General features: G+C 59.0%; 18 protein-coding genes. 11 read left to right on the top strand and 7 right to left on the bottom strand.

Features of this window, described 5'->3' with window-relative positions; translation table 11 throughout:
• Nucleotides 1–39 precede the first annotated feature (39 nt).
• The 6 genes from LG327_RS06210 to LG327_RS06235 all read right to left on the bottom strand — a co-directional run bounded on the left by LG327_RS06210 (nt 40) and on the right by LG327_RS06235 (nt 7,659).
• Nucleotides 40–1,206 carry an isovaleryl-CoA dehydrogenase gene (locus LG327_RS06210; RefSeq protein WP_404367264.1) on the bottom strand — a complete coding sequence of 389 codons (1,167 nt, stop codon included), beginning with the start codon at nt 1,204–1,206 and terminating at the stop codon, nt 40–42.
• A 95-nt stretch (nt 1,207–1,301) separates the two neighbouring features.
• A complete protein-coding gene (locus LG327_RS06215; RefSeq protein WP_404367267.1) occupies nt 1,302–1,790 on the bottom strand; it encodes a MerR family DNA-binding transcriptional regulator in 489 nt (162 codons plus the stop codon).
• Between the two features lie 148 nt (nt 1,791–1,938).
• The gene (locus tag LG327_RS06220; protein WP_404367270.1) at nt 1,939–3,804 is read right to left on the bottom strand and encodes a protein kinase; all 1,866 of its coding nucleotides are present in this window, start codon (nt 3,802–3,804) and stop codon (nt 1,939–1,941) included.
• A 9-nt stretch (nt 3,805–3,813) separates the two neighbouring features.
• Nucleotides 3,814–5,466 carry a dihydrolipoyllysine-residue acetyltransferase gene (locus tag LG327_RS06225; RefSeq protein WP_404367273.1) on the bottom strand — a complete coding sequence of 551 codons (1,653 nt, stop codon included), beginning with the start codon at nt 5,464–5,466 and terminating at the stop codon, nt 3,814–3,816.
• Between the two features lie 26 nt (nt 5,467–5,492).
• Nucleotides 5,493–6,470 carry an alpha-ketoacid dehydrogenase subunit beta gene (locus LG327_RS06230; protein WP_404367276.1) on the bottom strand — a complete coding sequence of 326 codons (978 nt, stop codon included), beginning with the start codon at nt 6,468–6,470 and terminating at the stop codon, nt 5,493–5,495.
• A 1-nt stretch (nt 6,471) separates the two neighbouring features.
• Nucleotides 6,472–7,659, bottom strand: coding sequence for a thiamine pyrophosphate-dependent dehydrogenase E1 component subunit alpha (locus tag LG327_RS06235; RefSeq protein WP_404367279.1), 1,188 nt, complete (start codon nt 7,657–7,659; stop codon nt 6,472–6,474).
• Nucleotides 7,660–8,304: 645 nt separating this feature from the next.
• Between LG327_RS06235 and LG327_RS06240 the strand changes: the two genes are divergently transcribed.
• The 7 genes from LG327_RS06240 to LG327_RS06270 all read left to right on the top strand — a co-directional run bounded on the left by LG327_RS06240 (nt 8,305) and on the right by LG327_RS06270 (nt 16,698).
• The gene (locus LG327_RS06240) at nt 8,305–9,405 is read left to right on the top strand and encodes a Glu/Leu/Phe/Val dehydrogenase (RefSeq protein ID WP_404367282.1); all 1,101 of its coding nucleotides are present in this window, start codon (nt 8,305–8,307) and stop codon (nt 9,403–9,405) included.
• Between the two features lie 79 nt (nt 9,406–9,484).
• Nucleotides 9,485–10,891, top strand: coding sequence for a sodium-dependent transporter (locus LG327_RS06245; RefSeq protein WP_404367285.1), 1,407 nt, complete (start codon nt 9,485–9,487; stop codon nt 10,889–10,891).
• 182 nt (nt 10,892–11,073) lie between these two features.
• Nucleotides 11,074–12,699 (top strand): acyl-CoA synthetase, encoded by a 1,626-nt coding sequence (locus LG327_RS06250; protein ID WP_404367288.1) that lies wholly within the window; start codon nt 11,074–11,076, stop codon nt 12,697–12,699.
• A 99-nt stretch (nt 12,700–12,798) separates the two neighbouring features.
• Nucleotides 12,799–13,560, top strand: a complete 762-nt coding sequence (locus LG327_RS06255; protein ID WP_404367291.1) for an SDR family NAD(P)-dependent oxidoreductase — start codon at nt 12,799–12,801, stop codon at nt 13,558–13,560.
• Nucleotides 13,561–13,732: 172 nt separating this feature from the next.
• Complete coding sequence (locus LG327_RS06260) at nt 13,733–14,884, top strand: acyl-CoA dehydrogenase family protein (RefSeq protein ID WP_404367293.1); 1,152 nt, start codon at nt 13,733–13,735, stop codon at nt 14,882–14,884.
• Between the two features lie 18 nt (nt 14,885–14,902).
• Nucleotides 14,903–16,084 carry a thiolase family protein gene (locus LG327_RS06265; RefSeq protein WP_404367296.1) on the top strand — a complete coding sequence of 394 codons (1,182 nt, stop codon included), beginning with the start codon at nt 14,903–14,905 and terminating at the stop codon, nt 16,082–16,084.
• A gap of 161 nt (nt 16,085–16,245) precedes the next feature.
• Nucleotides 16,246–16,698, top strand: coding sequence for a DUF6455 family protein (locus LG327_RS06270; RefSeq protein WP_404367298.1), 453 nt, complete (start codon nt 16,246–16,248; stop codon nt 16,696–16,698).
• 70 nt (nt 16,699–16,768) lie between these two features.
• On the opposite strand, the gene LG327_RS06275 is transcribed toward LG327_RS06270, so the two are convergent.
• On the bottom strand, nt 16,769–17,587 hold the full coding sequence (locus LG327_RS06275; RefSeq protein WP_404367301.1) for an enoyl-CoA hydratase/isomerase family protein: 819 nt from the start codon (nt 17,585–17,587) through the stop codon (nt 16,769–16,771).
• Nucleotides 17,588–17,792: 205 nt separating this feature from the next.
• On the opposite strand from LG327_RS06275, the gene LG327_RS06280 reads away from it, so the two are divergent.
• The 4 genes from LG327_RS06280 to LG327_RS06295 all read left to right on the top strand — a co-directional run bounded on the left by LG327_RS06280 (nt 17,793) and on the right by LG327_RS06295 (nt 22,332).
• Nucleotides 17,793–18,263 (top strand): DUF4863 family protein, encoded by a 471-nt coding sequence (locus LG327_RS06280; protein WP_404367304.1) that lies wholly within the window; start codon nt 17,793–17,795, stop codon nt 18,261–18,263.
• Nucleotides 18,264–18,354: 91 nt separating this feature from the next.
• On the top strand, nt 18,355–19,950 hold the full coding sequence (locus LG327_RS06285; RefSeq protein WP_404367307.1) for a benzoate-CoA ligase family protein: 1,596 nt from the start codon (nt 18,355–18,357) through the stop codon (nt 19,948–19,950).
• A complete protein-coding gene (locus tag LG327_RS06290; RefSeq protein ID WP_404367309.1) occupies nt 19,947–20,759 on the top strand; it encodes an alpha/beta fold hydrolase in 813 nt (270 codons plus the stop codon). Before LG327_RS06285 ends, LG327_RS06290 begins: the two co-directional genes overlap by 4 nt.
• Nucleotides 20,752–22,332: a 3,4-dehydroadipyl-CoA semialdehyde dehydrogenase gene (locus LG327_RS06295; protein WP_404367312.1), complete on the top strand. Its 1,581-nt coding sequence runs from the start codon at nt 20,752–20,754 to the stop codon at nt 22,330–22,332. The genes LG327_RS06290 and LG327_RS06295 overlap by 8 nt, the downstream gene beginning before the upstream one ends.
• Nucleotides 22,333–22,410: the final 78 nt, after the last annotated feature.

Consider the following 22,410-nt stretch of genomic DNA (forward strand, 5'->3'; position numbering starts at 1 on the left):
TGTTCTGCAGTACGGGCATGAACATTCCCCTGGTGCTGGTTATTTGTTGAGGAACAACTCTCTGCCGATAAGCATGCGGCGGATTTCGGATGTACCGGCGCCGATTTCGTAGAGCTTGGCGTCCCGCAGCAGTCGGCCAGTGGGATATTCGTTGATGTAACCGTTACCCCCAAGCAACTGGATGGAGTCCAGGGCAAGCTGGGTGGCGGTTTCGGCGGAGTACAGAATGGCACCCGCAGCATCCTTGCGAGTGGTTTCGCCCCGGTCTGCCGCCAGGGCCACCATGTAGACATAGGATTTGGCGGCATTCATGCGGGTGTACATGTCCGCAACCTTGCCCTGTACCAGCTCGAACTCGCCGATGGCCTGACCGAACTGCTTGCGCTCGCGAATGTAGGGTACGGTGATATCCAGCGCCGCCTGCATGATGCCGAGGGGGCCGCCGGAAAGCACCAGTCGCTCGTAGTCGAGGCCGCTCATCAGAACCCGGGCGCCACCGTTGAGTTCGCCCAGGATATTTTCCTTTGGCACCTTGCAGTCCTGGAATACCAGTTCACAGGTGTTGGAGCCCCGCATGCCGAGCTTGTCCAGTTTCTGGGCCTGGGTGAAGCCCTCAGTACCCCGCTCCACAATGAACGCAGTGATGCCGCGGTGAGCGGTGCCCGGATCAGTCTTGGCATAGATCACATAAACGTTGGCATCCGGGCCATTGGTGATCCACATCTTGTTGCCGTTGAGCACGTAGTGGTCGCCTGCGTCCTTTGCGGCCAGTTTCATGGACACCACATCGGAGCCGGCATTGGGCTCGGACATGGCCAGGGCTCCGACGTGTTCACCGCTGACCAGCTTCGGCAGGTATTTCTGCTTCTGCTCGTCCGTTCCGTTGTTGTGGATCTGGTTCACGCAGAGGTTGGAATGGGCGCCGTAGGACAGCCCCACCGAGGCAGATGCGCGGCTGATTTCCTCCATCGCGATTACGTGGGCCAGATAGCCCATACCCGAGCCGCCGTATTTCTCATCCACCGTGATGCCCAGCAGCCCCATGGCCCCCAGCTTTTGCCAGAGATCGGCCGGAAACAGATTGTCACGGTCAATATCGGCCGCCCTGGGGGCAATCTCCGTGGCCGCAAAGTTGTTGATCTGCTGGCGCAGCATGTCAAGTGTCTCGCCCAGACCGAAATTGAACTCGGAGTACTGTGAAATCATGGTCATTACCCTCTGGTTTGCTCAACTTGTTGTGTCGGTGCAGCGCCGGAACGCCGCCCGTCAAATTAAGGCGTTCTGCCCCCGCCTTTTCATGATCACCCTTCAGGGAGGGCGTTGGAGGAGGGCGGCTGTTCGGCCCTGGCCTTCTTTCTGTTCTCCAGCTCCTTCAGAGCGTCCCGGCATCTGGATTCGGCGGTGTCGATTTCCATTTCGACCATGGCGATGTCCCTTTTCTGTTGCTCGAGCTGGGCGCGTTTGCGGTCCAGAGTTTCCAGCATCAGGTGCAGCTGTTTCTCATTGCCTCTGGGTGTCTTGTCCCAGAGGTCGAAGAGCTCTTTGATCTCTGCCAGGGAAAAACCCATGCGTTTGCCCCGCAGAATAAGCTTGAGGCGCACCCGGTCCTGGGAGCTGAAAATGCGCGTCTGCCCCTTTCTGGCAGGTTTCAGCAGGCCCTGGTCTTCGTAAAAACGCATGCTTCGCGTGGTTACATCAAACTCCCGGGCCAGATCGCTGATGCTATAGGTTTCCTTCCCGCCCGATTCCCTGGCAGGGACCTCTTTGATGGATGAATCTTTGACTGACATGGCTACCACCTTTTAATGCCAGGAGGGGATAAATTATCCCAAGCCTAATTAAAGTTTACGTAAACGTAAAGATTTTTTGTGACGCCACCAGGCTGGTACCTGGACTCTGATTCCTGTATCGGCAAAAAGACGGGTCTTTGTTTTCCCGTCAGTGCGACTGGCTCTGCTCCGGTGCCGAGTGGTCAACAGCTCTCGGATTTTTCGGGTAATAGCGCTCCGGTACACGTTCGATATGGGTAAAGAGACGGGTGTCCTTGTAGGGCATTTTCATGAACCCCGAAACACCCAGTCCCTCGATGTGCCCAACGGAAGAAAGAATCTCCTCCAGACGCCGGGAAAACTCTACTTCCCGGGACGGATCCAGCAGCCGGTAGTGGCTGTGGATCTTGAGGTGGGTGGGCAGGGCCTCAAATATGATCATCCCGGTATGGTGTATGTCGTTGAGGGCTTCCAGGGACCGGATAATGGCCACCGGCAGCACCAGAAATTCTTCCGGGTCCGGCCCGTCCTCGAAGTAGGAGTGTACCCGGGTACGGTCTTCTACCTCAGGCGCCGCGCTGACCTCATAGGGCAGATGCATGTCCGACGACACCACGAAAGGCTCGTCCGGGCTGGCGCGGTCGATGTGCAGGGTGTCCCTGGCGTTGAACAGGCAGCTCTTGAAAATACCCTGGCGATAGATAGCCCGGGCCAGGTTCACCATGTTGTTCACTGCGGTTACAAACGAGGTACGCAGCTCAGGGTCATGCAGGTTCAGGGAGGTGTCTATGTAAACGCCATCGGTCTCCCAGCGCACCGCCAACCCGCCTACTACCGGGTACTTGCCAAGCCGGCTTACCGCCGCGAGGAAGGCCTTTTCGGTTTCTCCCATGCCCTGCATGAAGTTCTTGTAGTAACGGTCCAGCTGTACGTCATTGACGTCATTGAGGGTTTCCTTTGCATCCTCCTGGCGCAAGAAGGACTTGCGGGAGCTGTAGACCACCGTGTCTATCTCCCGTCTGGCCGGGCGCATCCACACCGGCACCATGGGGGTGACAGGAGCCTCCGGCAGGTCGATCATCACCACCCGGCCCATGCGCGGCATCTCTTTCAGATAGTAATCGCCGGCCTTCCGGCGTGTGTCCGGGTCCGGGTCCAGCATGCCCTCCAGCATGCGGGCAAACTCCATGGGCAGTCCCAGAGAGGTGGGGGGAATCGCGCGGTGACCGAAACGGCAGGACTGGCCCGAGGCCAGCGCATAGAGAGTTCCCGCAGCACCCTGTTCATCAAATCTGGGGGAGGACAGGCCACCATTGAGCTGCTCCTCGCCTATGAAATAGACGTCACCCAGTCTGGCGTTGGTCTGCTGCAGGTTGTCGGACATCAGTTCCATGACATTGGAATTGATGAACTGATGGTTTGCATCCAGCTGGGCGAACACTGAGGAACCCCAGTCGATCAGGGCGATGTTCTCGGTGTGCTCGTCGAATACCAGATTGGACGGTTTGATGTCCCCATGGACGATGGGACGGCCGGCCGGGCCGGACTCCTGTCGCAGGCTGCGGAGGATGTCGGCCAGTTGGTCGGCAATGCGCATGATTCGCCTTGGCTGCAGCCGGCCGTGCCGAAGGGAGACTTCCTCCAGATTGAGGCCGGGCGCGCGTTCCATGACGAGGATGGGCTGGTTGTGCGCCCGCTGATAGGCTACCAGCTGGGGTACCCGTGGATGGCGAACCTGCTCCAGCATGAAGGCTTCTTCCTCCAGCCTGTCCTGCAGGTGCTGGGGCAGAGTGACCCGGGTGAACTTGAACACATGCTCGAGGTTTCCCCCCCCGGGCCGCGTCAGCACACCGGCAAACACGAAGCCATAGGCCCCTTTGCCGATCATCTCTATATCCCGGTACCCCAGCTGTTCAAGCTGGGTGGCGCAGAGTGCCACCCAGTCTTTTAGCTTTCTGGCGTCGTCCTGGCTGAGCAGGTAGACAGACTGCTCCTCCGGGATATAGAACTGCTGCAGCTCGGCCTGTTGCGGCATGGCGTCGGCTCAGCCCAGATGCAGGAGCATGGACTGGGGCTCTTCCAGGTAGCTCTTCCAGCGGTTGCAGAAGCGGGCAATGGTGCCGCCATCAATGATGCGGTGATCCCCCGCCCAGCTCACGGTCATGATGGCCCTTTCCGTCACCTGGCCGCTGGCGTCGAAACGTGGCAGCTTCTGGGTGCGGCCCAGTGCCACAATCGCCACTTCCGGCGCATTGATAATGGGCGCAGCGTAGGTGCCGCCAAGGGCCCCAATGTTGGAGATGGTAATTGTGCCGCCCCGCAGATCCTGCTGGCTCACCCGGCCCGATCTGGCCGCCTCGGTCAGCCTGGCCACCTCATCGGCGATCTCCAGCAGAGTGAGCTTTTCCACCCCTTTCACATTAGGCACAATCAGTCCGGATTTGCTGTCCACTGCCATGCCGATGTTGCACTGGGGCTGATAGTGGATTTCCGTCACCTCTTTATTGAGCTGGCTGTTGAGCACCGGGTATTCCCGCACCGCCAGCGCCATGGCCTTCATGATGAAGGGCATGAGAGTCAGCCGTGAGCCGGCGGCCTCTGCTTCCGGCTTGAGCCGGGCACGCAGGGTCAGCAGGTCGGTAACGTCGATTTCCTCGCTGTAGATGAAGTGGGGAATATTCGCTGCTGCCGACGCCATGTGTTTGGCCATGGCCGCCTGCACGCCCCGGATGGGCTCTACCCGGGCTTTCTGCTCTTCCGTGCGCCGTGGCTGTCCGGGCTGAGCTGCCGGCTCTGGCGCAGCGGCGGGCTGGGGAGCCTTTTTGCCATGCTCAAGGTACTCCAGCACATCGGACTTGAGTACCCGGCCGTCCTTTCCTGAGCCCGGAAGGTCTGCAAGATCCAGCTCATGTTCCCGGGCTATGCGCCGGACTGCGGGGCTGGCGGGAATCCGCTTGCCTGCAGGGCCCGCCTTTGCTGCGGCAGGCTGACCTGACACGGTTGGCGGAGCTGACTGCTTCGGCGCTGGCGCTTCGGCAGCTGCAGGCGCAGATTCCTGGTCCCTGGGCACAAAGGCAAACAGGGGTGAGTGGACCTTCGCCAGGTCCTCCTTCTGATAATAGAGCTGGGTAACCCGCCCAGCCTTGGGCGCGGTGATCTCCACCATGGCCTTGTCAGTCATGACGTCCACCACCGGCTGATCTTCCTCGATTTCGTCTCCCTCGGCGACGCGCCATTCGACGACCTCACACTCCACGATGCCTTCACCGATATCCGGCAGGATGAAGTCTTCGGTGACTTCCCCGGCTGAGCCCGCCGTCTCTGCCTCGCCCTTCACCCGGGCGGAGGCAGTTTCGCTTGCGCTCTCTGCCGGAGGCTGACCGGCTTCCGTTCCTATTGCAGAAGAAGGAGAGGGGGCAGAAGAGGGCGCCGGGCCTTCGCCCGCATTTTCGCCTTCCTCGCCTTCGGCCACCAGCTCGAACAGGGGCTCGTGCACTTTGGCGATCTCCCCTTCCTGGTGGTACAGCCGGGTGACCCGACCCTTGTAGGGCGCGGGGATTTCCACGAGGGCCTTGTCTGTCATGACCTCGGCGACCGGCTGGTCCTCCTCGATCATCTCGCCTTCGCTCACCAGCCATTTGACCAGTTCGCATTCCACGATACCTTCGCCGATATCGGGCAGTATAAAATCACTCATGGTTGCTCTCCTGTCCTGATATCGACCTAGAATTCGACGCTCGCCCTGATGGCATCAAACACCTTCAGATGATTGGGCAGATATTCCTTTTCCAGCGCCAGCGGGAAGGGAGTATCCAGGCCGGTCACCCGGGCGATGGGGGATTCCAGATACAGGAAGCAACGTTCCTGGACTGCTGCAGCAATCTCGCCGGCGAAGCCGCCAGTCAGTGGTGCTTCGTGGCTCACTACCAGGCGCCCGGTCTTCAGAACTGAGTCCACTACTGTATCCACATCCCAGGGAAGGATGGTCCGCAGGTCGATCACCTCGCAGGAAATACCTTCTTTCTCCGCCATTTCCACGGCCTGGCCGATCACTTCCATCTGCGCACCCCAGCCCAGAAGAGTGACGTCTGTGCCTTCTTTCAGTACCTCGGCCTTGCCGAGCGGCAGCCGATAGTCCTCTTCCGGCACCTCGCCCACTGATGCCCGGTAGAGTCGCTTGGGCTCGAAGAACAGGGTCGGGTTGGGGTCGTGGATTGCGCCCAGCAGCAGGCCCTTGGCCTGGTGGGGGTTCCTGGGCACAACGACCTTCAGGCCCGGCGTATGGGCAAAATAGGCTTCCGGTGACTGCGAATGGTAGAGCCCGCCGGCGATCCCCCCGCCATAGGGAGTGCGTATGGTCATCCCGCCAACATCAAACAGGTTGCCTGAGCGATAGCGGAACTTGGCTGACTCATTCACGATCTGGTCAAAGGCGGGAAAAATGTAGTCGGCGAACTGGATCTCGGCTACGGGCACTGAGCCCTGTGCTGCAAGGCCGTTGGCGAAACCGATGATCCCCTGTTCCACCAGCGGAGTGTTGAAACAGCGGTCTTTACCGTATTTCTGTTGCAGATTGCTGGTGGCGCGGAACACCCCGCCGAAGACGCCGACGTCTTCACCGAAACACAGCACCCGGTCGTTGGCGGCCATGGCGATATCAAGTGCGTTGTTGATGGCCTGGAGCATGTTCATCTTGGGCATGTCATTCACCTCCCCTGGCCTGCTCGGCGGTCTTGGGGTATGCATCCGGATACTTGCGGATATGGGCTTTGAGGTTGTCCATCTGCCGGTTCAGTTCCGGCGTCACCTCGTCGTACACATCGGTAACAAGACTCTCGAGGGGGGGTGGTGGCCGTTTCTCGGCCTTTTTCATGGTCTCCAGCACCTCACGGCGAAGGCGTTCCTGAATCTCTTTCTCCTGGTCCTCGCTCCACCACTTTTTGCTCTCCAGCCAGTGACGCATGCGCAGGATCGGGTCCTTCTCCCGCCATACGGACTCTTCGTCCTTGCTGCGGTAGCCGGAGGGATCATCGGAGGAGGAGTGGGCAGCCAGACGGTAGGTCATGGCTTCGATCAGCACCGGGCGGTTCTCTTTTACCGCCATGCGACGGGCAAGGCGGGTGGCTTCGTACACGGCCAGGATGTCGTTGCCGTCCACCCGGATCACATCCATCTTGTAACCATAAGCCCGGGGGGCCACACCGTCAGCGGCAAACTGCTCGACTGAAGGCGTGGAAATGGCGTAGCCGTTGTTGCGGCATAGGAAAATGACCGGTACCCGGTGCACTGCCGCCATGTTGAGAGCAGCGTGGAAATCCCCTTCCGAGGCGGCGCCCTCACCGAAATACACGATGGTGCACTTGCCGTCTCCGGCCAGTTTCTGGCCATAGGCGTAGCCAGTGGCCTGGGGAATCTGGGTAGCCAGGGGAGAGGAAATGGTCATATAGTGCAGCTTGGCGGAACCGTAATGAACCGGCATCTGACGGCCTTTTCCGTAGTCCATCTCATTGCCGAACAGCTGATTCATGAACTCGTCGGTGGTGAAACCGCGATAGGCAAGGGCGCCCTGTTCCCGGTACTGGGCCATGATCATGTCGTCGTCATCCAGAGCCGCGGCGCTGCCAATGGCGGCAGCTTCCTCGCCGATGCACTGCATGTAGAAGCTGAGCCGGCCCTGGCGCTGTGCGGCCAGCATGCGTTCGTCCAGAACCCTGGTGAAAACCATGGACCGGTAAATGCGCAGAGCGTGTTCTTTTTTAAGGGCAGGGGCTTTAGCGCCCTTGTAGAGCGTGCCGTCCTGCTGGAGAAGCTGAAAGGTGGGAATATGAAACTCGGCCCCGTCGGTGAATGACGGCGTATGCACGGCTTCGGATTTTGCTGTCTTGTTCATAATCCTCTTCCTGGGGTAAGGGTTGAGGGACAAAATACCCCTTGTGAGGGCACCGTTGAGTCAGTTGCAGCCAGCTCTCCCGGAACCCTTTTGGAGCTCCTTGAAACCGGTCTTAAGCTTACCTTAACGTAAAATGCCAATGGAGAAAAGATAACCATTGACGTTGACGTCTTGGTTAACCTATCGTTCAATTGTGCGGCTCCAAAAGAGCCTGCACAGCTGAAAAGCAGCCACTGGCCAAAAACGCCGGTGGCAAAAAACACAACCCCGAGCGCCGTGATCCGGCGAACTGTAAAGAGGGTTTCAGTATGCTATTGGTTAATGCGTCCCTGAAAGGTGACGGCTCCCCGGGAGCACCCCGCACCCCCGCAATGATTTCAGCAGTTTCATCCAGGACAGGTCTGTCCGATTCGTCTTCGCCAGATACGATTTCACTGGGCATCCCCGGTTTCAGCCAGCGCAGGGGCGCGCACGACATTTTAATCACGGGCATAATGCAGCTTTCCTGCAGTCACTGATTGCGCGTCCATTCTGGTCAGCAGGCCTGGTCATCGCAGCTCTGGCCGCCAGAGCACCATCCTGTTGTCGAGGTGAATACAGGCACCGCTGCTGATCGTGGCCGTGCTTCCAAAAAGGTAATGAGCCATGAGTGTGTTTACTCATCCCGAATTTGATAACCACCAGCACCTGTCCTTCCACTGCGATCCGAAAACCGGACTGCGCGCCATTATCGCGGTCCACAATACCTCTCGTGGTCCCGCTCTGGGTGGCTGTCGGATGTTTCCCTACAGCAGCGATGATGAAGCCCTGACCGACGTGTTGCGCCTGTCGCGTGGGATGACCTACAAGTCCGCCCTTGCCAATCTGGACCTGGGCGGCGGCAAATCGGTCATCATTGGCAATCCCCGGGAACACAAGACGGAAGAGCTTCTGGAGAGTATGGGGCGCTTCCTGGAAAGCCTGGGTGGCCTTTATATTGCTGCGGAAGATTCCGGCACGAGTGTTCCTGATCTCAAGGTGATGGGACGGCACACGTCTCACGTGGCCGGCATTTCCTCCCGTCCCGGATTTGACGGAAAACCCAGCAGCGGTGACCCCTCGCCAGCCACTGCCTATGGCACTTTTGTCGGGATCCAGTCAGCGGTGAAGCACAAGCTGGGACGGACCGATGTCAACGATCTGGAGGGCCTGACCGTGGCAGTCCAGGGTATCGGCAATGTGGGTTATCGCCTGGCTCGCCACCTGACGGATGCCGGGGCAAAAGTTTCTGTCTTTGATATCCACCAGGACTACGTGGAGAGGGCCGTGGAGGAACTGGGGGCAACCGCGGTGAGCGCCGAGGATATCCTGTTCCTCCCAGTCGATGTGCTGGCGCCCTGTGCCATGGGGGCTGTGCTCAATGACGAGTCCATACCAAGGCTGCAGGCTCCCATCGTTGCCGGAGCGGCCAACAACCAGCTGTCACGTGCCAGTCACGACCAGTCCCTGTGGCAAAGAGGCATCCTTTATGCACCGGACTTCGTGATCAACGCTGGCGGCATCATCGATATCCATTACGAACGCATCGGCGCCGATCCGGCCATTGTGCGCAAGCACGTGGAAAGCATAGGTGACACCCTCGACGAAATCTTTACCCGTTCGGCAAGGGACGAGCGACCTACAGGTGAGATTGCCAACCAGTTGGCGGAAGAGCGATTTGAGCATCATCACAATCATCAACCCGTCGGCGCCAGCAACCCTGGCTAGCCGTCACCCTTGAAGGCCGCCGGCTCGCGGCAGTCGGCATTTCTTTTCGAAAATAAAAAACAGGCACCAGGAGAGCATCATGAACAGTCCATCCCCAGCCGGTCAGAACGGCGGAGACAGCCAGGCCTCGATCAAGCGAGGCCTCTGGTCATCCCGAATGGCCTTTATACTTGCGGCCACCGGCTCTGCAGTCGGCCTCGGCAACATCTGGAAATTTCCCTACATAACCGGTGAAAATGGCGGCGGCGCTTTTGTGCTGGTCTACCTGCTCTGTATCGCAGTGGTGGGTCTGCCCATCATGATGGCAGAAATACTTATTGGCCGGCGTGGTGGCGCCAGCCCCATCAGGAGCATGCGCACACTCACCGAGCGTGACGGTCACAACCCGGCCTGGCGCATTACCGCCGTGGTCGGTGTGCTGGCCGCGTTTCTGATTCTGTCTTTCTACTCCGTGATCGGCGGCTGGGCGGTATCCTATATTGGGACCTCGGCAAGCGGTGAGCTTGTTGGCAAGTCGGCCGAGGCCATCGGTGGAATCTTCTCTGGTCTGCTGGGCAATCCCTGGACCCTGCTGGGCTGGCATACCCTGTTCATGGCATTGGTCATGTTCGTGGTGGGCCGGGGCCTTCGTGGCGGTCTGGAACGGGCTGTGACCATTCTGATGCCGGCGCTGTTTGTGCTGCTGCTGATTGTGGTCGGTTATGCCATGACAACAGGCCACTTCGGCGAAGGCGTTGCCTTCCTGTTCCAGCCTGACTTCTCCAAACTGACCACGGCGGGTGTGCTGGTAGCCCTGGGGCATGCCTTCTTCACCCTGAGCCTTGGTATGGCGGTAATGATGGCGTACGGCTCCTATCTGTCGAAGAACGTATCCATCGTCAAGACATCTATTGTGGTGTCGGTTATGGACACCGGCGTAGCACTGCTGGCCGGTCTCGCTATCTTCCCCATAGTATTTGCCAACGGCCTTGAGCCAGGAGCAGGCCCGGGCCTGATCTTCCAGACCCTGCCGCTGGCCTTCGGTCAGATGCCCTGGGGCAGCCTGTTTGGCACGCTCTTCTTTATCCTGCTGACCTTTGCCGCCTGGACATCTGCCATCTCGCTGCTGGAACCGGTGGTTGAGTGGCTGGAAGAGAAGAAGGGCATGACCCGTGTTTCGAGCACGGTCGGCGCTGGCATTGCCTGCTGGCTGCTGGGCATTGCCTCGATCCTGTCGCTGAACGTGTGGTCTGATGTCACGCCACTGGGCATGTTTGCCATGTTCGAAGGCAAGACCATCTTTGATCTGCTGGATTTCGTCACTGCAAGCATCATGCTGCCCCTGGCGGGTCTTCTGGTGGCAGTGTTTGCCGGGTGGATCATGACCCGCGAAGCCCTGGAGAGCGAACTGGCCATGCCGGCGGGCGGTTTTTCGCTCTGGTATAACACCATTCGCTATGTCACTCCGATCGCTGTAGCGGTAGTGTTTATCTATAACCTCGTCTGACCGGGAGAAACGGCAGGGCTGACGCAGATCCAGCGGGCGTCAGTCCTGGCTCCGCCAGGGGGCATGGCCTTCTGTCAGCAGCGAGGGTGGCGCCTGCTGTCAGTAAGGGTTGTTCCATTTCAGTTTACGTAAACGTAATATGTTGGTTGCTCCCGTAAACAACAAGAACCCTGGAGTCCGTTATGAGCTCATTATTCGAGACCGGGCTTGAGCCCACCGAGGCCAATTACGCCACCTTGTCGCCGCTGGATTTCATTGCCCGGACGGCCGAGGTCTATCCCGATTATCCTGCGGTCATACATGGCGGGATCCGCCGGGACTGGCGGGAAACCTATCAGCGCTGTCGACGCCTGGCATCGGCTCTGTCTGACCGTGGGGTTGGTAAGGGCGATACGGTTGCAGCCATGCTGCCCAATATTCCGGCGATGCTGGAGTGCCACTTTGGCGTCCCCATGCTGGGGGCGGTATTGAACGCCCTGAACACCCGTCTTGACGCTGGAGCCATTGCTTTCATGCTGGAGCACGGTGAAGCCCGGGTGTTGATAGCGGACCGGGAATACGGCGAGGTAATTCGCAAGGCGCTGAGCCGGCTTGACAACCCTCCGCTGGTGATCGACGTGGATGATCCGGAATATGGTCAGGGCACCGCGATCAGTGAACTGGATTACGAGGATTTCCTGGCCGGCGGCGATCCGGATTTTATCTGGCAAATGCCGGCCGACGAATGGCAGGCGATCTCCCTGAACTACACGTCGGGCACAACGGGCGATCCCAAGGGCGTGGTCTATCATCACCGTGGCGCCTGTGAAAATGCGATGGGCAACCAGGCGGTCTGGTCCATGGGTCAGCATCCGGTGTATCTCTGGACTCTGCCCATGTTCCATTGCAACGGCTGGTGCTTCCCCTGGACTATCACGGCCTTTGCTGGCACCCACGTCTGCCTGCGCAAGGTAGATCCGGAGAAGATTCTCCAGTTGATCGCTGACCACCATGTCAGTCACATGTGCGGCGCGCCGATCGTGCTCAACACACTGCTGGGAGCATCTGAGGCTGCCAAATCGGGCTTCAGCCACACCGTGCAGGCCATGACGGCGGGTGCGCCGCCGCCGGCCAAGGTGATCGAGGCCGTCGAGGCGATGGGAATCCAGGTAACTCATGTTTACGGGCTGACAGAGGTATACGGTCCAGTGACCGTCTGTGCCTGGAAAGACCAGTGGAATGACTTGCCGGTGGAAGAGCGTGCCGCCATCAAGGCCCGACAGGGGGTCCGCTACCACACGCTGGCGGGACTAATGGTAGGTGATCCTGAAAGCATGGAAGCCGTGCCGAAGGACGGCCGCACCGTCGGTGAGATTTTCCTGCGGGGCAATACCGTGATGAAGGGCTATCTCAAGAATCCTGAAGCGACGGCCGAGGCCTTTCGCGGGGGCTGGTTCCATACCGGAGACCTGGCAGTCTGGCATCCGGATGGCTACGTGGAGATCAAGGACCGGCTCAAGGACATCATCATCTCCGGTGGCGAGAACATCAGCACCATCGAGGTGGAAGATGCGCTCTATCGCCATCCCGGGGTCCTGGAGGCCGCCGTGGTGGCGCGCCCGGACGAAAAATGGGGCGAGACGCCCTGTGCCTTTGTCACTCTGAAACCCGGGGCCCAGGACGTCACAGAAAAAGACATCATCGACTTCTGTCGGGAACGGCTGGCCAAGTTCAAATTGCCCAGGACCGTGGTGTTTACCGAGTTGCCCAAAACATCCACCGGCAAAGTGCAGAAGTTTGTACTGCGGGACCAGGCCAGGGAGCTCTGAACGGGAAAGCTCCGAGTCAGAGAAATGTGAATCAGAGCGCTCTGCGCTTAGAGGGTCTGTGCTCCCGTCAACGGAGCCCATTTTCAGGAGGGAGAAACTATGGATTTTCAGGGAGTACCGGCCATTGTCACCGGCGGCGCATCCGGACTGGGTGAAGGCGCCGCCAGGGCGCTTGCAGCCGCCGGCTGCAAAGTGGCTATTTTTGACTTACAGAAGGGGCAGGGCGAAGCCGTAGCCAGGGACATAGGCGGGATATTCGTCGAATGTGATGTAGCTTCTGCCGAAAGCGCTGAAGCCGCAGTGGCAAAAGCACGGGAAGCCCACGGCCTCTGCGGCATTGCCGTGAACTGCGCAGGCATTGCCCCCGCCGCGAAGATTCTGGGGCGGGAAGGCGTAATGCCACTCGAAAACTTTAACCGGGTGGTACAGGTCAACCTGGTGGGCACCTTCAACATTCTCCGCCTGGCTGCGGCGGACATGGCCCAGCGGGAACCCAATGCGGATGGAGAGCGGGGAGTAATCATATCCACCGCCTCCATTGCCGCCTACGAGGGCCAGATCGGCCAGGTGGCCTACAGCGCCTCCAAGGGCGGCGTGGTCGCCATGACACTGCAGGCGGCCCGGGAACTGGCCCGCAACGGCATACGGGTGAACACCATTGCCCCGGGTCTTTTCATGACACCCATGATGGCGGGCATGTCGCAGGAAGTGCAGGACAGCCTGGCGGCCACGCTGCCGTTCCCCCAGCGTCTGGGTAAACCGGAGGAATTCGGCATGCTGGTGGACCAGATGGTCCGCAACCCTGTGTTGAATGGTGAGGTCATCCGGTTGGATTCCGCGCTGCGCATGGCGCCGAAGTGACATTTTAGCGAACAGCACATAGAGCAAGCGGGCAGATCTTTTCAGAACCGTCCGGAGCCATGGAAGGCGGAGGCCGAGCGTACATGGATGTATTCACAGCGTGTTCTGAAAAGATCTGCCCGCTTGCTCGGGCAAGACAGTTAGAGATAAAAGACATCATTGGAGCATAATTATGGCCGCTAACGCCGAAGCCGAAGAACTGGTGCTGTTTCGTGACACGGTGGTGAAAGTCCTCGATCACGAGGTGAGACCCCATTACGAGCAGTGGGACAGGGAAGGCATTGTGCCCAGAGCCCTGTGGCAAACCCTGGGCGAGGCCGGCATGCTCTGCGTGGATGTGCCGGAAGAATACGGCGGCTGCGGGGTACCCTTCGAGTACTCGGTAGCCGTCGGTGCCGAAATGGCCCGCATGGGATTTGGCGCCCTGGCCACCAACGTCATGGTGCACTCGGACATAGTCGCCCCCTACCTGAGTCACATTGGCAACGAGGAGCAGCGGCAGTACTGGCTGCCGAAGATGGTCTCCGGAGAAGTGGTGGGCGCCATCGCCATGACCGAACCCGGTGCCGGAAGTGATCTCCAGGCCATGCGCACCAGCGCCGTGACGGACGGCGACGATTACGTACTCAACGGCTCCAAGACCTTCATTACCAACGGCCAGCATGCCGACATGGTGATCGTTGCCGCCAGAACCGACCCCAAGGCCGGTGCCCGGGGCATCAGCCTGTTCCTCGTGGATACCTCCCTGCCCGGATTCAGCCGCGGTCGCAACCTGGACAAGATCGGCCAGCACTGCGGCGATACCTCCGAACTGTTCTTCTCCGACATGCGGATTCCCCGCTCGGCACTGCTGGGGGAGGAAGGCCAGGGCTTTATGTACCTGATGCGGGAACTGCCCCGGGAGCGGCTGGTAATCGGCGCAATAGGTGTCGCGGCTGCCAGAGGCGCACTGGATATCACCATCGATTACGCCGGCGAGCGTGAGCTGTTTGGCCAGAAGCTGAAACAGCTGCAGAACACCCGATTCCGCATTGCCGAAATGGAAACTGACTGCCGTATCAACAAGGCCTTTGTCGACCAGTGCGTTGCCGAATACAGCCGCGGCGAACTGGATGCCGCCACGGCCTCCATGGCCAAGTACAGCGCAACTGAAATGCAGTTCCGTGTCGCCGATGGCTGTCTGCAGATCTTCGGCGGCTACGGCTACACCACCGAATACCCGATATCCCGGGCGTTTCTGGACGCCAGGGTGCAGCGGATCTACGGCGGCACTTCCGAAGTGATGAAGGAAGTCATTGCCCGTTCCCTGCTGGGAAGAGCCTGATAAATCGAGGAGAAAGACATGTCTGATAATTCCGTAGTGATCGCGGGCTCCGCCCGCACACCCATGGGCGCCATGCTGGGCTCCCTGAGTTCCGTGCGTTCTCCCGATCTGGGCGCAGTCGCCATCAAGGCCGCCATCGAGCGTGCCGGCCTGACCCCTGCGGACATTCAGGACCTGGTCATGGGCTGCGTGCTGCCCGCCGGTCTCGGGCAGGCGCCGGCCCGCCAGGCATCACGGGCTGCAGGCATTCCCGACAGCACCACCTGCACCACCGTCAACAAGATGTGCGGCTCCGGCATGCAGGCAGTCATTCTGGCCCATGACCAGATCCGCGCCGGCACCAACAGCATCGCCGTTGCCGGGGGCATGGAGAACATGAGCCAGGCGCCCTATCTGCTGCCCAAGGCCCGCAGCGGCATGCGCATGGGCCATGGCCAGGTCATGGACTCCATGTTCCTTGACGGCCTGGAAGATGCCTACGAAGGTGGTCTGATGGGCGTATTTGCCCAGCGTACAGCGGACAAATTCAGTATAGGCAGGGAAGCCATGGACAACTTTGCCATGGAGTCCCTGACACGGGCCCTGGGGGCCATCCGGGAGGGGTGGTTTGAGCAGGAAATTGCCGCCGTTCCGGTACCAGGGCGTGGCGGGGAAACCCTGGTGGATACGGACGAACAGCCCGGCAACGCCCGGCCGGAAAAAATCCCCCATCTGAAGCCGGCCTTCGCCAAAGATGGAACCGTGACTGCCGCCAACTCAAGCTCCATCAGCGACGGTGCCTCGGCGCTGGTGCTGACCAGCCAGGAAGAGGCATCGAAGCGTGGCCTTACGCCCCAGGCTCGCATCGTGGCACACGCCACCCACGCCCGGCTGCCTGCGGAGTTCACCATCGCCCCTATTGGCGCCATCGAGAAGGTGCTGAAAAAGGCAGGCTGGAGCAAGGACGACGCCGAGCTCTATGAAATCAACGAAGCCTTCGCAGTGGTTACTCTGGCCGCAATCCAGGAGCTCGGCCTGAAGGCAGACAGGGTCAACGTCCATGGCGGCGCCTGTGCCCTGGGCCATCCCATCGGCTCTTCCGGCTCCCGGATCATTGTCACCCTCATTCACGCCCTGAAACAGCGTGGCCTGAAACGAGGCATCGCGGCACTTTGCCTTGGCGGCGGTGAGGCAACGGCAGTCGCGGTCGAGTTGTTGTAGTGCTTGCACTGGCTGCCGTCTGCGGTATGGCCGGTCCTATGGACAGAGATTCAGGGGCTGTGAAATCCAGTGAACGTGCATCTTTGATCTGCGTCAAGAAGATCGGCCGGGAAGCATGAGAGTCTATTCTTATTAGTATCTTCTCACTGGAGATCGACGCAATGGATAAACAGACCGACAGACAGGATTGCGAACAGAATCATTCCTCTGAAAATGCCTGCTCTGCAGGGGTGCTGGACTGGAGCAAGCACCGACTGAGACAGTGGTTCGATAATCAGGCACTTATTCGGGGGCTCGATCAATGGGACAGCGCAGAGTTGGATCGGCTCCTCTCCGAGTCGGGTTTGACTCGGAGAGGCTTGAATGCGCTCTTGCGGGGCGGTGACAGTTCTCAGCCCTTGATGGCCCAGGTGATGGAACGATTTGGTGTCACGGAGGCGCTGAGCCAGCAAAACTTTGAAGTTTTACGTGATGTCCAACGTGTGTGCACGACTTGTCCGCATAAGGTTCAGTGTCGTCGCCTGCTCAAGGAGACAGAGGGGAGTCAGCCTTTTCGGTCTTTCTGTTTGAACGCCGGCACTTTCGAAGCATTCGAAGAATCGAAAAATCAGTAAGAGGAGCCGCCTCTGAATGACCGAGGCGGTCGCTTTCTAACCACCGCCCGGAACAGCGGAAGCGGGTCCCTCAGGATGAGTGCGGGGCCGCTGCTCCAGTTTCCACCTGGTTGCCAAACTGAGGCTTGCGGCCGACATTGAATGCGGAGATGCCCTCCGCGGCATCTGGGCCAGTGAATAGCCGCTGCTGCAACTCACGCTCCAGAGCGAGCCCGCTTTCCAGTGGAAGGTCGATACCACCCGAAACGGCACGTTTGATGTGTCCGATCGCCCGGCTCGATTTAACGGGGTTGCAAAAGCTTCGCGCATATTCATGCACCACCGCCTGAAAGTTATCACCCTCCAGTAACCGGTTCACCAGTCCTTTCTCTTTCGCTTCCTCTGCTGTCAGGAGCGTTCCTTCGGCCATCAGCTCTATCGCATGGGACTTTCCGAGCAGGCGGGCAAGGCGCTGCGTGCCACCTGTCCCGGGAAGGACGCCGAGCCCCACTTCAGGCAGGCCGATTTTGCCACTGAAAGTGGTTAAGGCAACCCGCAAATCGGCCGCCAGTGCTACCTCCAGACCACCACCGACACAATGACCATTGAGGGCTGCAATGACCAGTTTCGGGGTGTTTTCAAGGCGAAGCAGGGTCTCATTGGCATGCAGACAGAAATAGTATTTTTCCTCAGGATCGGCTTCGGCGAGCATTCCAATATCGGCCCCAGCACAGAAGAATTTCTCCCCGGCACCAGTCACTACAATCACCTCAACCTGTTTGTTTCGACGCGCATCCAGAATCGCTGCATCCATTTCTTCAAACATCCTGGTTGAATAGGCGTTCGCAGGCGGATTGGAGAGGGTGAGCGTCGCCACCCCCTCTTTCAGGTCATAATTGACAAGTGTCATGGAAGATATCCTTTGTATTATAGTGCATTAAATAAGAGCTGGCAGGAGCCGGCTGACCATATTTTGACTTTTACTAGTCCAAACTGATCGATTTTGGTGCTGCTGAGAGCTTGATTCCTGATTGGGATGCATTATAGTGCAAATACGGCGACTGACAAGTCACGTACTGTCACAGCCATCAATTCAAAGCAGAGGAGTGCGATCCATGTCCGTAATTGAGAGGTTGAGCCCGAGATTGACCGATATCACCGGTTGGCTCAGCGGGCAGACGCTTACTGCTGAGCTGGCCGCCGAACTGACCAGGGCCTATCCCCCTGACGGGGAGTGGTGTGAAGATGTGGAGCGCCTTTGCCGTGAGGGTATGGAAAATGGTGAGCTGGGTCGTCACGAAGCAGGCGGCATACGGTTTGGCCGTGTGTTCAAGCCGGCTCCGGAGTACCAGGGCTTCAGCCTTGATATTGTGGAGATGGAAGATGTTAAAGGGCCACATCATGGCCACCCCAATGGCGAAATCGACCTGGTATTGCCCCTTGACGAGTCGGCCCGCTTTGACGGCCACTCGCGAGGGTGGGTGGTATACCCGCCTGACTCAGCCCACCACCCGACTGTAACGGAGGGGCGCGCAATCGTGCTTTACCTGCTACCGGAAGGGGCCATCGAATTTTCCCGGGCCTGAAAAACACAACGATAGGCAAAGCACATCGCTTTGGCCTGGTTTTCCAGCATATAAAAATAAAAACTCCATTTGAACGGAGACAAAAACGACCATGAACCACAACGCTTTGATCCGTGAGCCTCGCGAAGACCTGCTCCCCCGCGAATTCAACGCTGTCAGTTATTTTATTGACCGACATCTGGAAGAAGGTCGCGGGAACCGGCTTGCCGTCATCGACAGCAAAGGCGAAACCACTTATGAACAATTGGCCGAACAGGTCAACCGCGCTGCGAACATGTATCGCGACCTTGGGCTGCGGCAGGAAATGCGGGTCGCCCTGGCCATGCTGGATACTGCCGATTACTTTTCATGCTTCTGGGGAGCGCTAAAGGCCGGCGTAGTTCCGATTTGTCTGAATACGCTTCTGACCCCCCCGCAATATCGCTATGTCCTTGAGGATTCCAGGCCCAGTGTCCTGATTGTCGACCGTCTGCTTTATCCATTATTCGCAGAGTTGATCAACGAGGTGCCCAGCATTGAACATGTCATCATAGTGGGAGGAGGGGAGCAAAACCTGCCGGCGCTTTCATCGCTCCTTGAGCAGGCTTCAAAGCAGGCGGAAACGACCGTCACCACTCGCGACGACACTGCTTTCTGGTTGTATTCATCCGGCTCCACTGGAAAACCCAAGGGCGTTCGACATCGGCACGCTAACCTTTATTGGTGTGCTGAGCTTTACGGTCGCGGCGTGCTGGGAATTACCGAAGACGATCGGATCTTTTCCATAGCAAAGCTCTTCTTTGCATACGGAATGGGCAATGGCATGACATTTCCTCTTTCCGTCGGAGCTACTTCTATCCTGTTCGATGGGCGTCCCTCGGCAACTGCCACGCTGGACATAATGGAACAACATCAGCCAACCATTTTTTGTGGCGTCCCAACGCTTTACGCCGCTTTACTCGGGGATAAATCACTGGAAAGCCGACCTGGTTCAATCGCCCTGCGATGCAGTATCTCTGCCGGCGAGGCGCTGCCGGGCGAGGTTGGCCGTCGCTGGGAAGAGCGCTTTGGCTCACCCATTATGGACGGGGTCGGATCCACCGAGATGCTGCATATATTCCTTAGCAATCAGCCCAACGACATCCATTACGGCTGCTCCGGCCGCGCCGTGCCGGGTTATAAGCTTCGCCTTGTGGATTTCGAAGGCAGGGATATTTGCGATGGCGAGATTGGTGAACTGCTCGTCAAGGGTCCGAGCGCCGCCGAAGGTTACTGGAACCAGCGTGAGAAGAACCTGAAAACCTTTGTCGGCGAATGGACTTATACTGGTGACAAATATTATCGCGATGAGCAGGGCCTGTATCACTACTGTGGCCGCAGTGATGACATGTTCAAATCAGGCGGTAACTGGGTATCGCCGTTCGAGGTCGAATCTGCCCTGGTGCAAAACCCCAATGTTCTCGAAGCCGCTGTCATCGCGCGGGCCGACGCCTCGGGTAACCTGAAGCCGATGGCTTATGTCGTGCTCAAGGACGGTGGCCTTGGCGATGAAGTCATGAAGAAACAATTGCAGGATTTTGTTCGCGAGCAAATCGAACTCTGGAAATATCCCCGGTGGATTGAATTTGTCGATGAACTGCCTAAAACGGCAACTGGCAAGATTCAGCGTTTCAAATTACGGGATGCCCAGCGGGATCTGGCTTCATGATCCACGAGTCCGGCGTATTGGTCATACAGGGTCGTGAACTGGAAGTGGCCTGGGCGGGGCCCCTGCCGCATGAAGCACCGACTCTTGTGCTGCTGCATGAAGGCCTGGGCAGCGTAGCGCTGTGGAAAGACTTTCCTCACCGTCTCGCCGAAGCAACCGGCTGCGGCGTCCTCGCTTATAGTCGGGCCGGTTACGGCAGGTCGGCTCCGGTAGACCTGCCGAGACCACTGACCTACATGCACGAGGAAGCCCGGGAAGTCCTGCCGCGCATTCTGGATGCTGCCAATATCCAGCAAGCCGTGCTGGTCGGCCATAGCGATGGCGCCTCCATTGCACTGATAAACGCCAGCGCTGTGCGGGACCCTCGTGTCCGGGGGCTGGTGCTGATGGCGCCCCACGTTTTTACCGAACCCATGTGTCTGGACAGTATTCGGCAAGCCCGGGAGGCATACAACACCGGGCGGCTGCGGGAAGGCCTGGCCAGATATCATGTCAATGTGGATGTGGCTTTTCGTGGTTGGAATGACGCCTGGCTGGATCCCGGTTTCGAAGCCTGGAACCTTGAAGGCTTTATCCCCGGTTTGACCTGTTCGATGTTACTGATTCAGGGCTACGACGATGAGTATGCCACCCGCGCCCAACTTGACGCTATCGAAGCGGGAACGTCGGCTCCCTGCCGCGTGGTCTGGCTCGACGACTGCCGGCACTCGCCTCACCGGGACCGCCCCGATACCACTGTTTCAGTCATCCAGGAATTTATTTCGCAACTCCCCCTGACCTCCTTCGCAAAGAGCAGCTCCCATGAGTGAAATCATCAAAATCAGTAGTTACCTGCAGGATCAGTGGCAATATGGGGCGGGCCAGACGGCCCTTATCGATCCGGTTACCAATGAGACTATCGCCCAGATCGGTGGTGAAGGTCTGGATTTTGCTTCTGCTGTCGCCCATGCACGGACGGCGGGACGCCAGTCGCTGGCGGAGATGAATTTCGCGGAGCGCGCGGCATTGCTGCGGAAGATGGCTGACATCCTGCAGGCGAGACGTGACGAGTTTGTGGATCTTGCCCGCCGCAACTCCGGCAATACTCCAGGTGACATCGCCTTTGACATCGACGGTGGTATCGCCACGCTGAAATATTATTCCGGCCTTGGCAAAGGGCTCGGCGAGGCCCGCCGCTTTGCCGAGCCGGACATTCAGTTGCTTGATAAAGAGGGCCATTTCACTGCCCGTCATGTCCTCAGTCCAGTGCCAGGCGTCGCTGTTCATATTAACGCCTTCAATTTTCCTTCCTGGGGGCTATGGGAGAAAGTGGCGCCAGCGATTCTCGCCGGCGTGCCCTGCATTTCAAAGCCGGCGAGCGCAACCGCTGCGGTGAGCTTTGCCATGGTTCGGGCTTTGACTGACGCCGGCGTGATCCCGCCCGGCGTTCTTACTCTGATCTGTGCCAGCGCCCGCGATCTTCTGGATTGCCTTGGTGCAGGTGACGTTATCGCCTTCACCGGCAGCGCCGATACCGCCAACCTGCTGCGCGCGCATCCGGCGGTCGCCGTGGGTGGCGTTCGTTTCAACACCGAGGCTGATAGTCTGAACGCGGCTGTGCTGGGGCTGGACGTGGCGCCGGGCTCTGATACCTATGGCCTGTTCCTGCGGGAGGTGGTCCGGGAGATGACTGTCAAAGCTGGCCAGAAGTGCACCGCGATCAGGCGAATTCTGGTGCCGGAGGCAATGCTGGATTCGGTGGCGGAAGACCTTTCCGCCCAGTTATCCCGGGTGTCGGTGGGCGATCCCGCGGTTGAGGGTGTCAGGATGGGGCCCCTGGTCAATGTTGGTCAGCGCCGCGCAGCGGCCGAAGGCCTTGCCTTGCTGCGGGCGGAGTGCGATCTGGTCTGTGGCGGTGACACGCCGGCAGCCCTGGTGGGTAACAGTACCCGCCCAGACTGCTTTCTTGCGCCGACTCTTTTGTGGTGTCGGGATCCCGAATCCGCTGTCCATGTCCACGAAAAGGAAGTTTTTGGCCCGGTGGCCACCTTGATGCCTTACCGGGATAACGCACAGGCCGGGCGTCTTGTCGGTCGTGGCAAAGGCTCACTGGTCAGCTCGGTGTTCACCGACGAGGCGTCACATGCAAGTGCCCTGCTGGATGCTGCCGCCCCCTGGCACGGGCGTCTGCTGTTTATTGATGCGGCCCTGGGCAAGCAGCAGCCGGGACACGGCGTGGTTATGCCGCAATGCACCCACGGCGGGCCGGGGCGCGCTGGCGGAGGCCAGGAATTGGGAGGACTGCGCGGGCTTGAGCTCTATCTGCAGCGCACAGCTGTGCAGGGTCATGCGGATCGCGTCCAGCAGTTGACCCGGGATGCAGCGGTCTGGCCGGGCGCCTGACCACTAGAAGATGGCCATCGCTGTTTTTGGTAGATGCACTATATCTCATCAATTCTATAAAAAATCTCAAAATTAAGT

The sequence above is a fragment of the Marinobacter sp. genome, assembly GCF_044799475.1.
Classification (GTDB): domain Bacteria; phylum Pseudomonadota; class Gammaproteobacteria; order Pseudomonadales; family Oleiphilaceae; genus Marinobacter.

Bases quoted from the DNA above. Each gene is read 5' to 3' on its own strand.
- LG327_RS06295 (WP_404367312.1), top strand. From the start codon at position 20,752: ATGAGTGAAATCATCAAAATCAGTAGTTACCTGCAGGATCAGTGGCAA.
- LG327_RS06245 (WP_404367285.1), top strand. From the start codon at position 9,485: ATGAACAGTCCATCCCCAGCCGGTCAGAACGGCGGAGACAGCCAGGCC.
- LG327_RS06210 (WP_404367264.1), bottom strand. From the start codon at position 1,206: ATGATTTCACAGTACTCCGAGTTCAATTTCGGTCTGGGCGAGACACTT.
- LG327_RS06235 (WP_404367279.1), bottom strand. From the start codon at position 7,659: ATGAACAAGACAGCAAAATCCGAAGCCGTGCATACGCCGTCATTCACC.
- LG327_RS06270 (WP_404367298.1), top strand. From the start codon at position 16,246: ATGGATAAACAGACCGACAGACAGGATTGCGAACAGAATCATTCCTCT.
- LG327_RS06225 (WP_404367273.1), bottom strand. From the start codon at position 5,466: ATGAGTGATTTTATACTGCCCGATATCGGCGAAGGTATCGTGGAATGC.
- LG327_RS06275 (WP_404367301.1), bottom strand. From the start codon at position 17,587: ATGACACTTGTCAATTATGACCTGAAAGAGGGGGTGGCGACGCTCACC.
- LG327_RS06230 (WP_404367276.1), bottom strand. From the start codon at position 6,470: ATGCCCAAGATGAACATGCTCCAGGCCATCAACAACGCACTTGATATC.
- LG327_RS06220 (WP_404367270.1), bottom strand. From the start codon at position 3,804: ATGCCGCAACAGGCCGAGCTGCAGCAGTTCTATATCCCGGAGGAGCAG.
- LG327_RS06255 (WP_404367291.1), top strand. From the start codon at position 12,799: ATGGATTTTCAGGGAGTACCGGCCATTGTCACCGGCGGCGCATCCGGA.
- LG327_RS06280 (WP_404367304.1), top strand. From the start codon at position 17,793: ATGTCCGTAATTGAGAGGTTGAGCCCGAGATTGACCGATATCACCGGT.
- LG327_RS06265 (WP_404367296.1), top strand. From the start codon at position 14,903: ATGTCTGATAATTCCGTAGTGATCGCGGGCTCCGCCCGCACACCCATG.
- LG327_RS06240 (WP_404367282.1), top strand. From the start codon at position 8,305: ATGAGTGTGTTTACTCATCCCGAATTTGATAACCACCAGCACCTGTCC.
- LG327_RS06290 (WP_404367309.1), top strand. From the start codon at position 19,947: ATGATCCACGAGTCCGGCGTATTGGTCATACAGGGTCGTGAACTGGAA.
- LG327_RS06260 (WP_404367293.1), top strand. From the start codon at position 13,733: ATGGCCGCTAACGCCGAAGCCGAAGAACTGGTGCTGTTTCGTGACACG.
- LG327_RS06250 (WP_404367288.1), top strand. From the start codon at position 11,074: ATGAGCTCATTATTCGAGACCGGGCTTGAGCCCACCGAGGCCAATTAC.
- LG327_RS06215 (WP_404367267.1), bottom strand. From the start codon at position 1,790: ATGTCAGTCAAAGATTCATCCATCAAAGAGGTCCCTGCCAGGGAATCG.
- LG327_RS06285 (WP_404367307.1), top strand. From the start codon at position 18,355: ATGAACCACAACGCTTTGATCCGTGAGCCTCGCGAAGACCTGCTCCCC.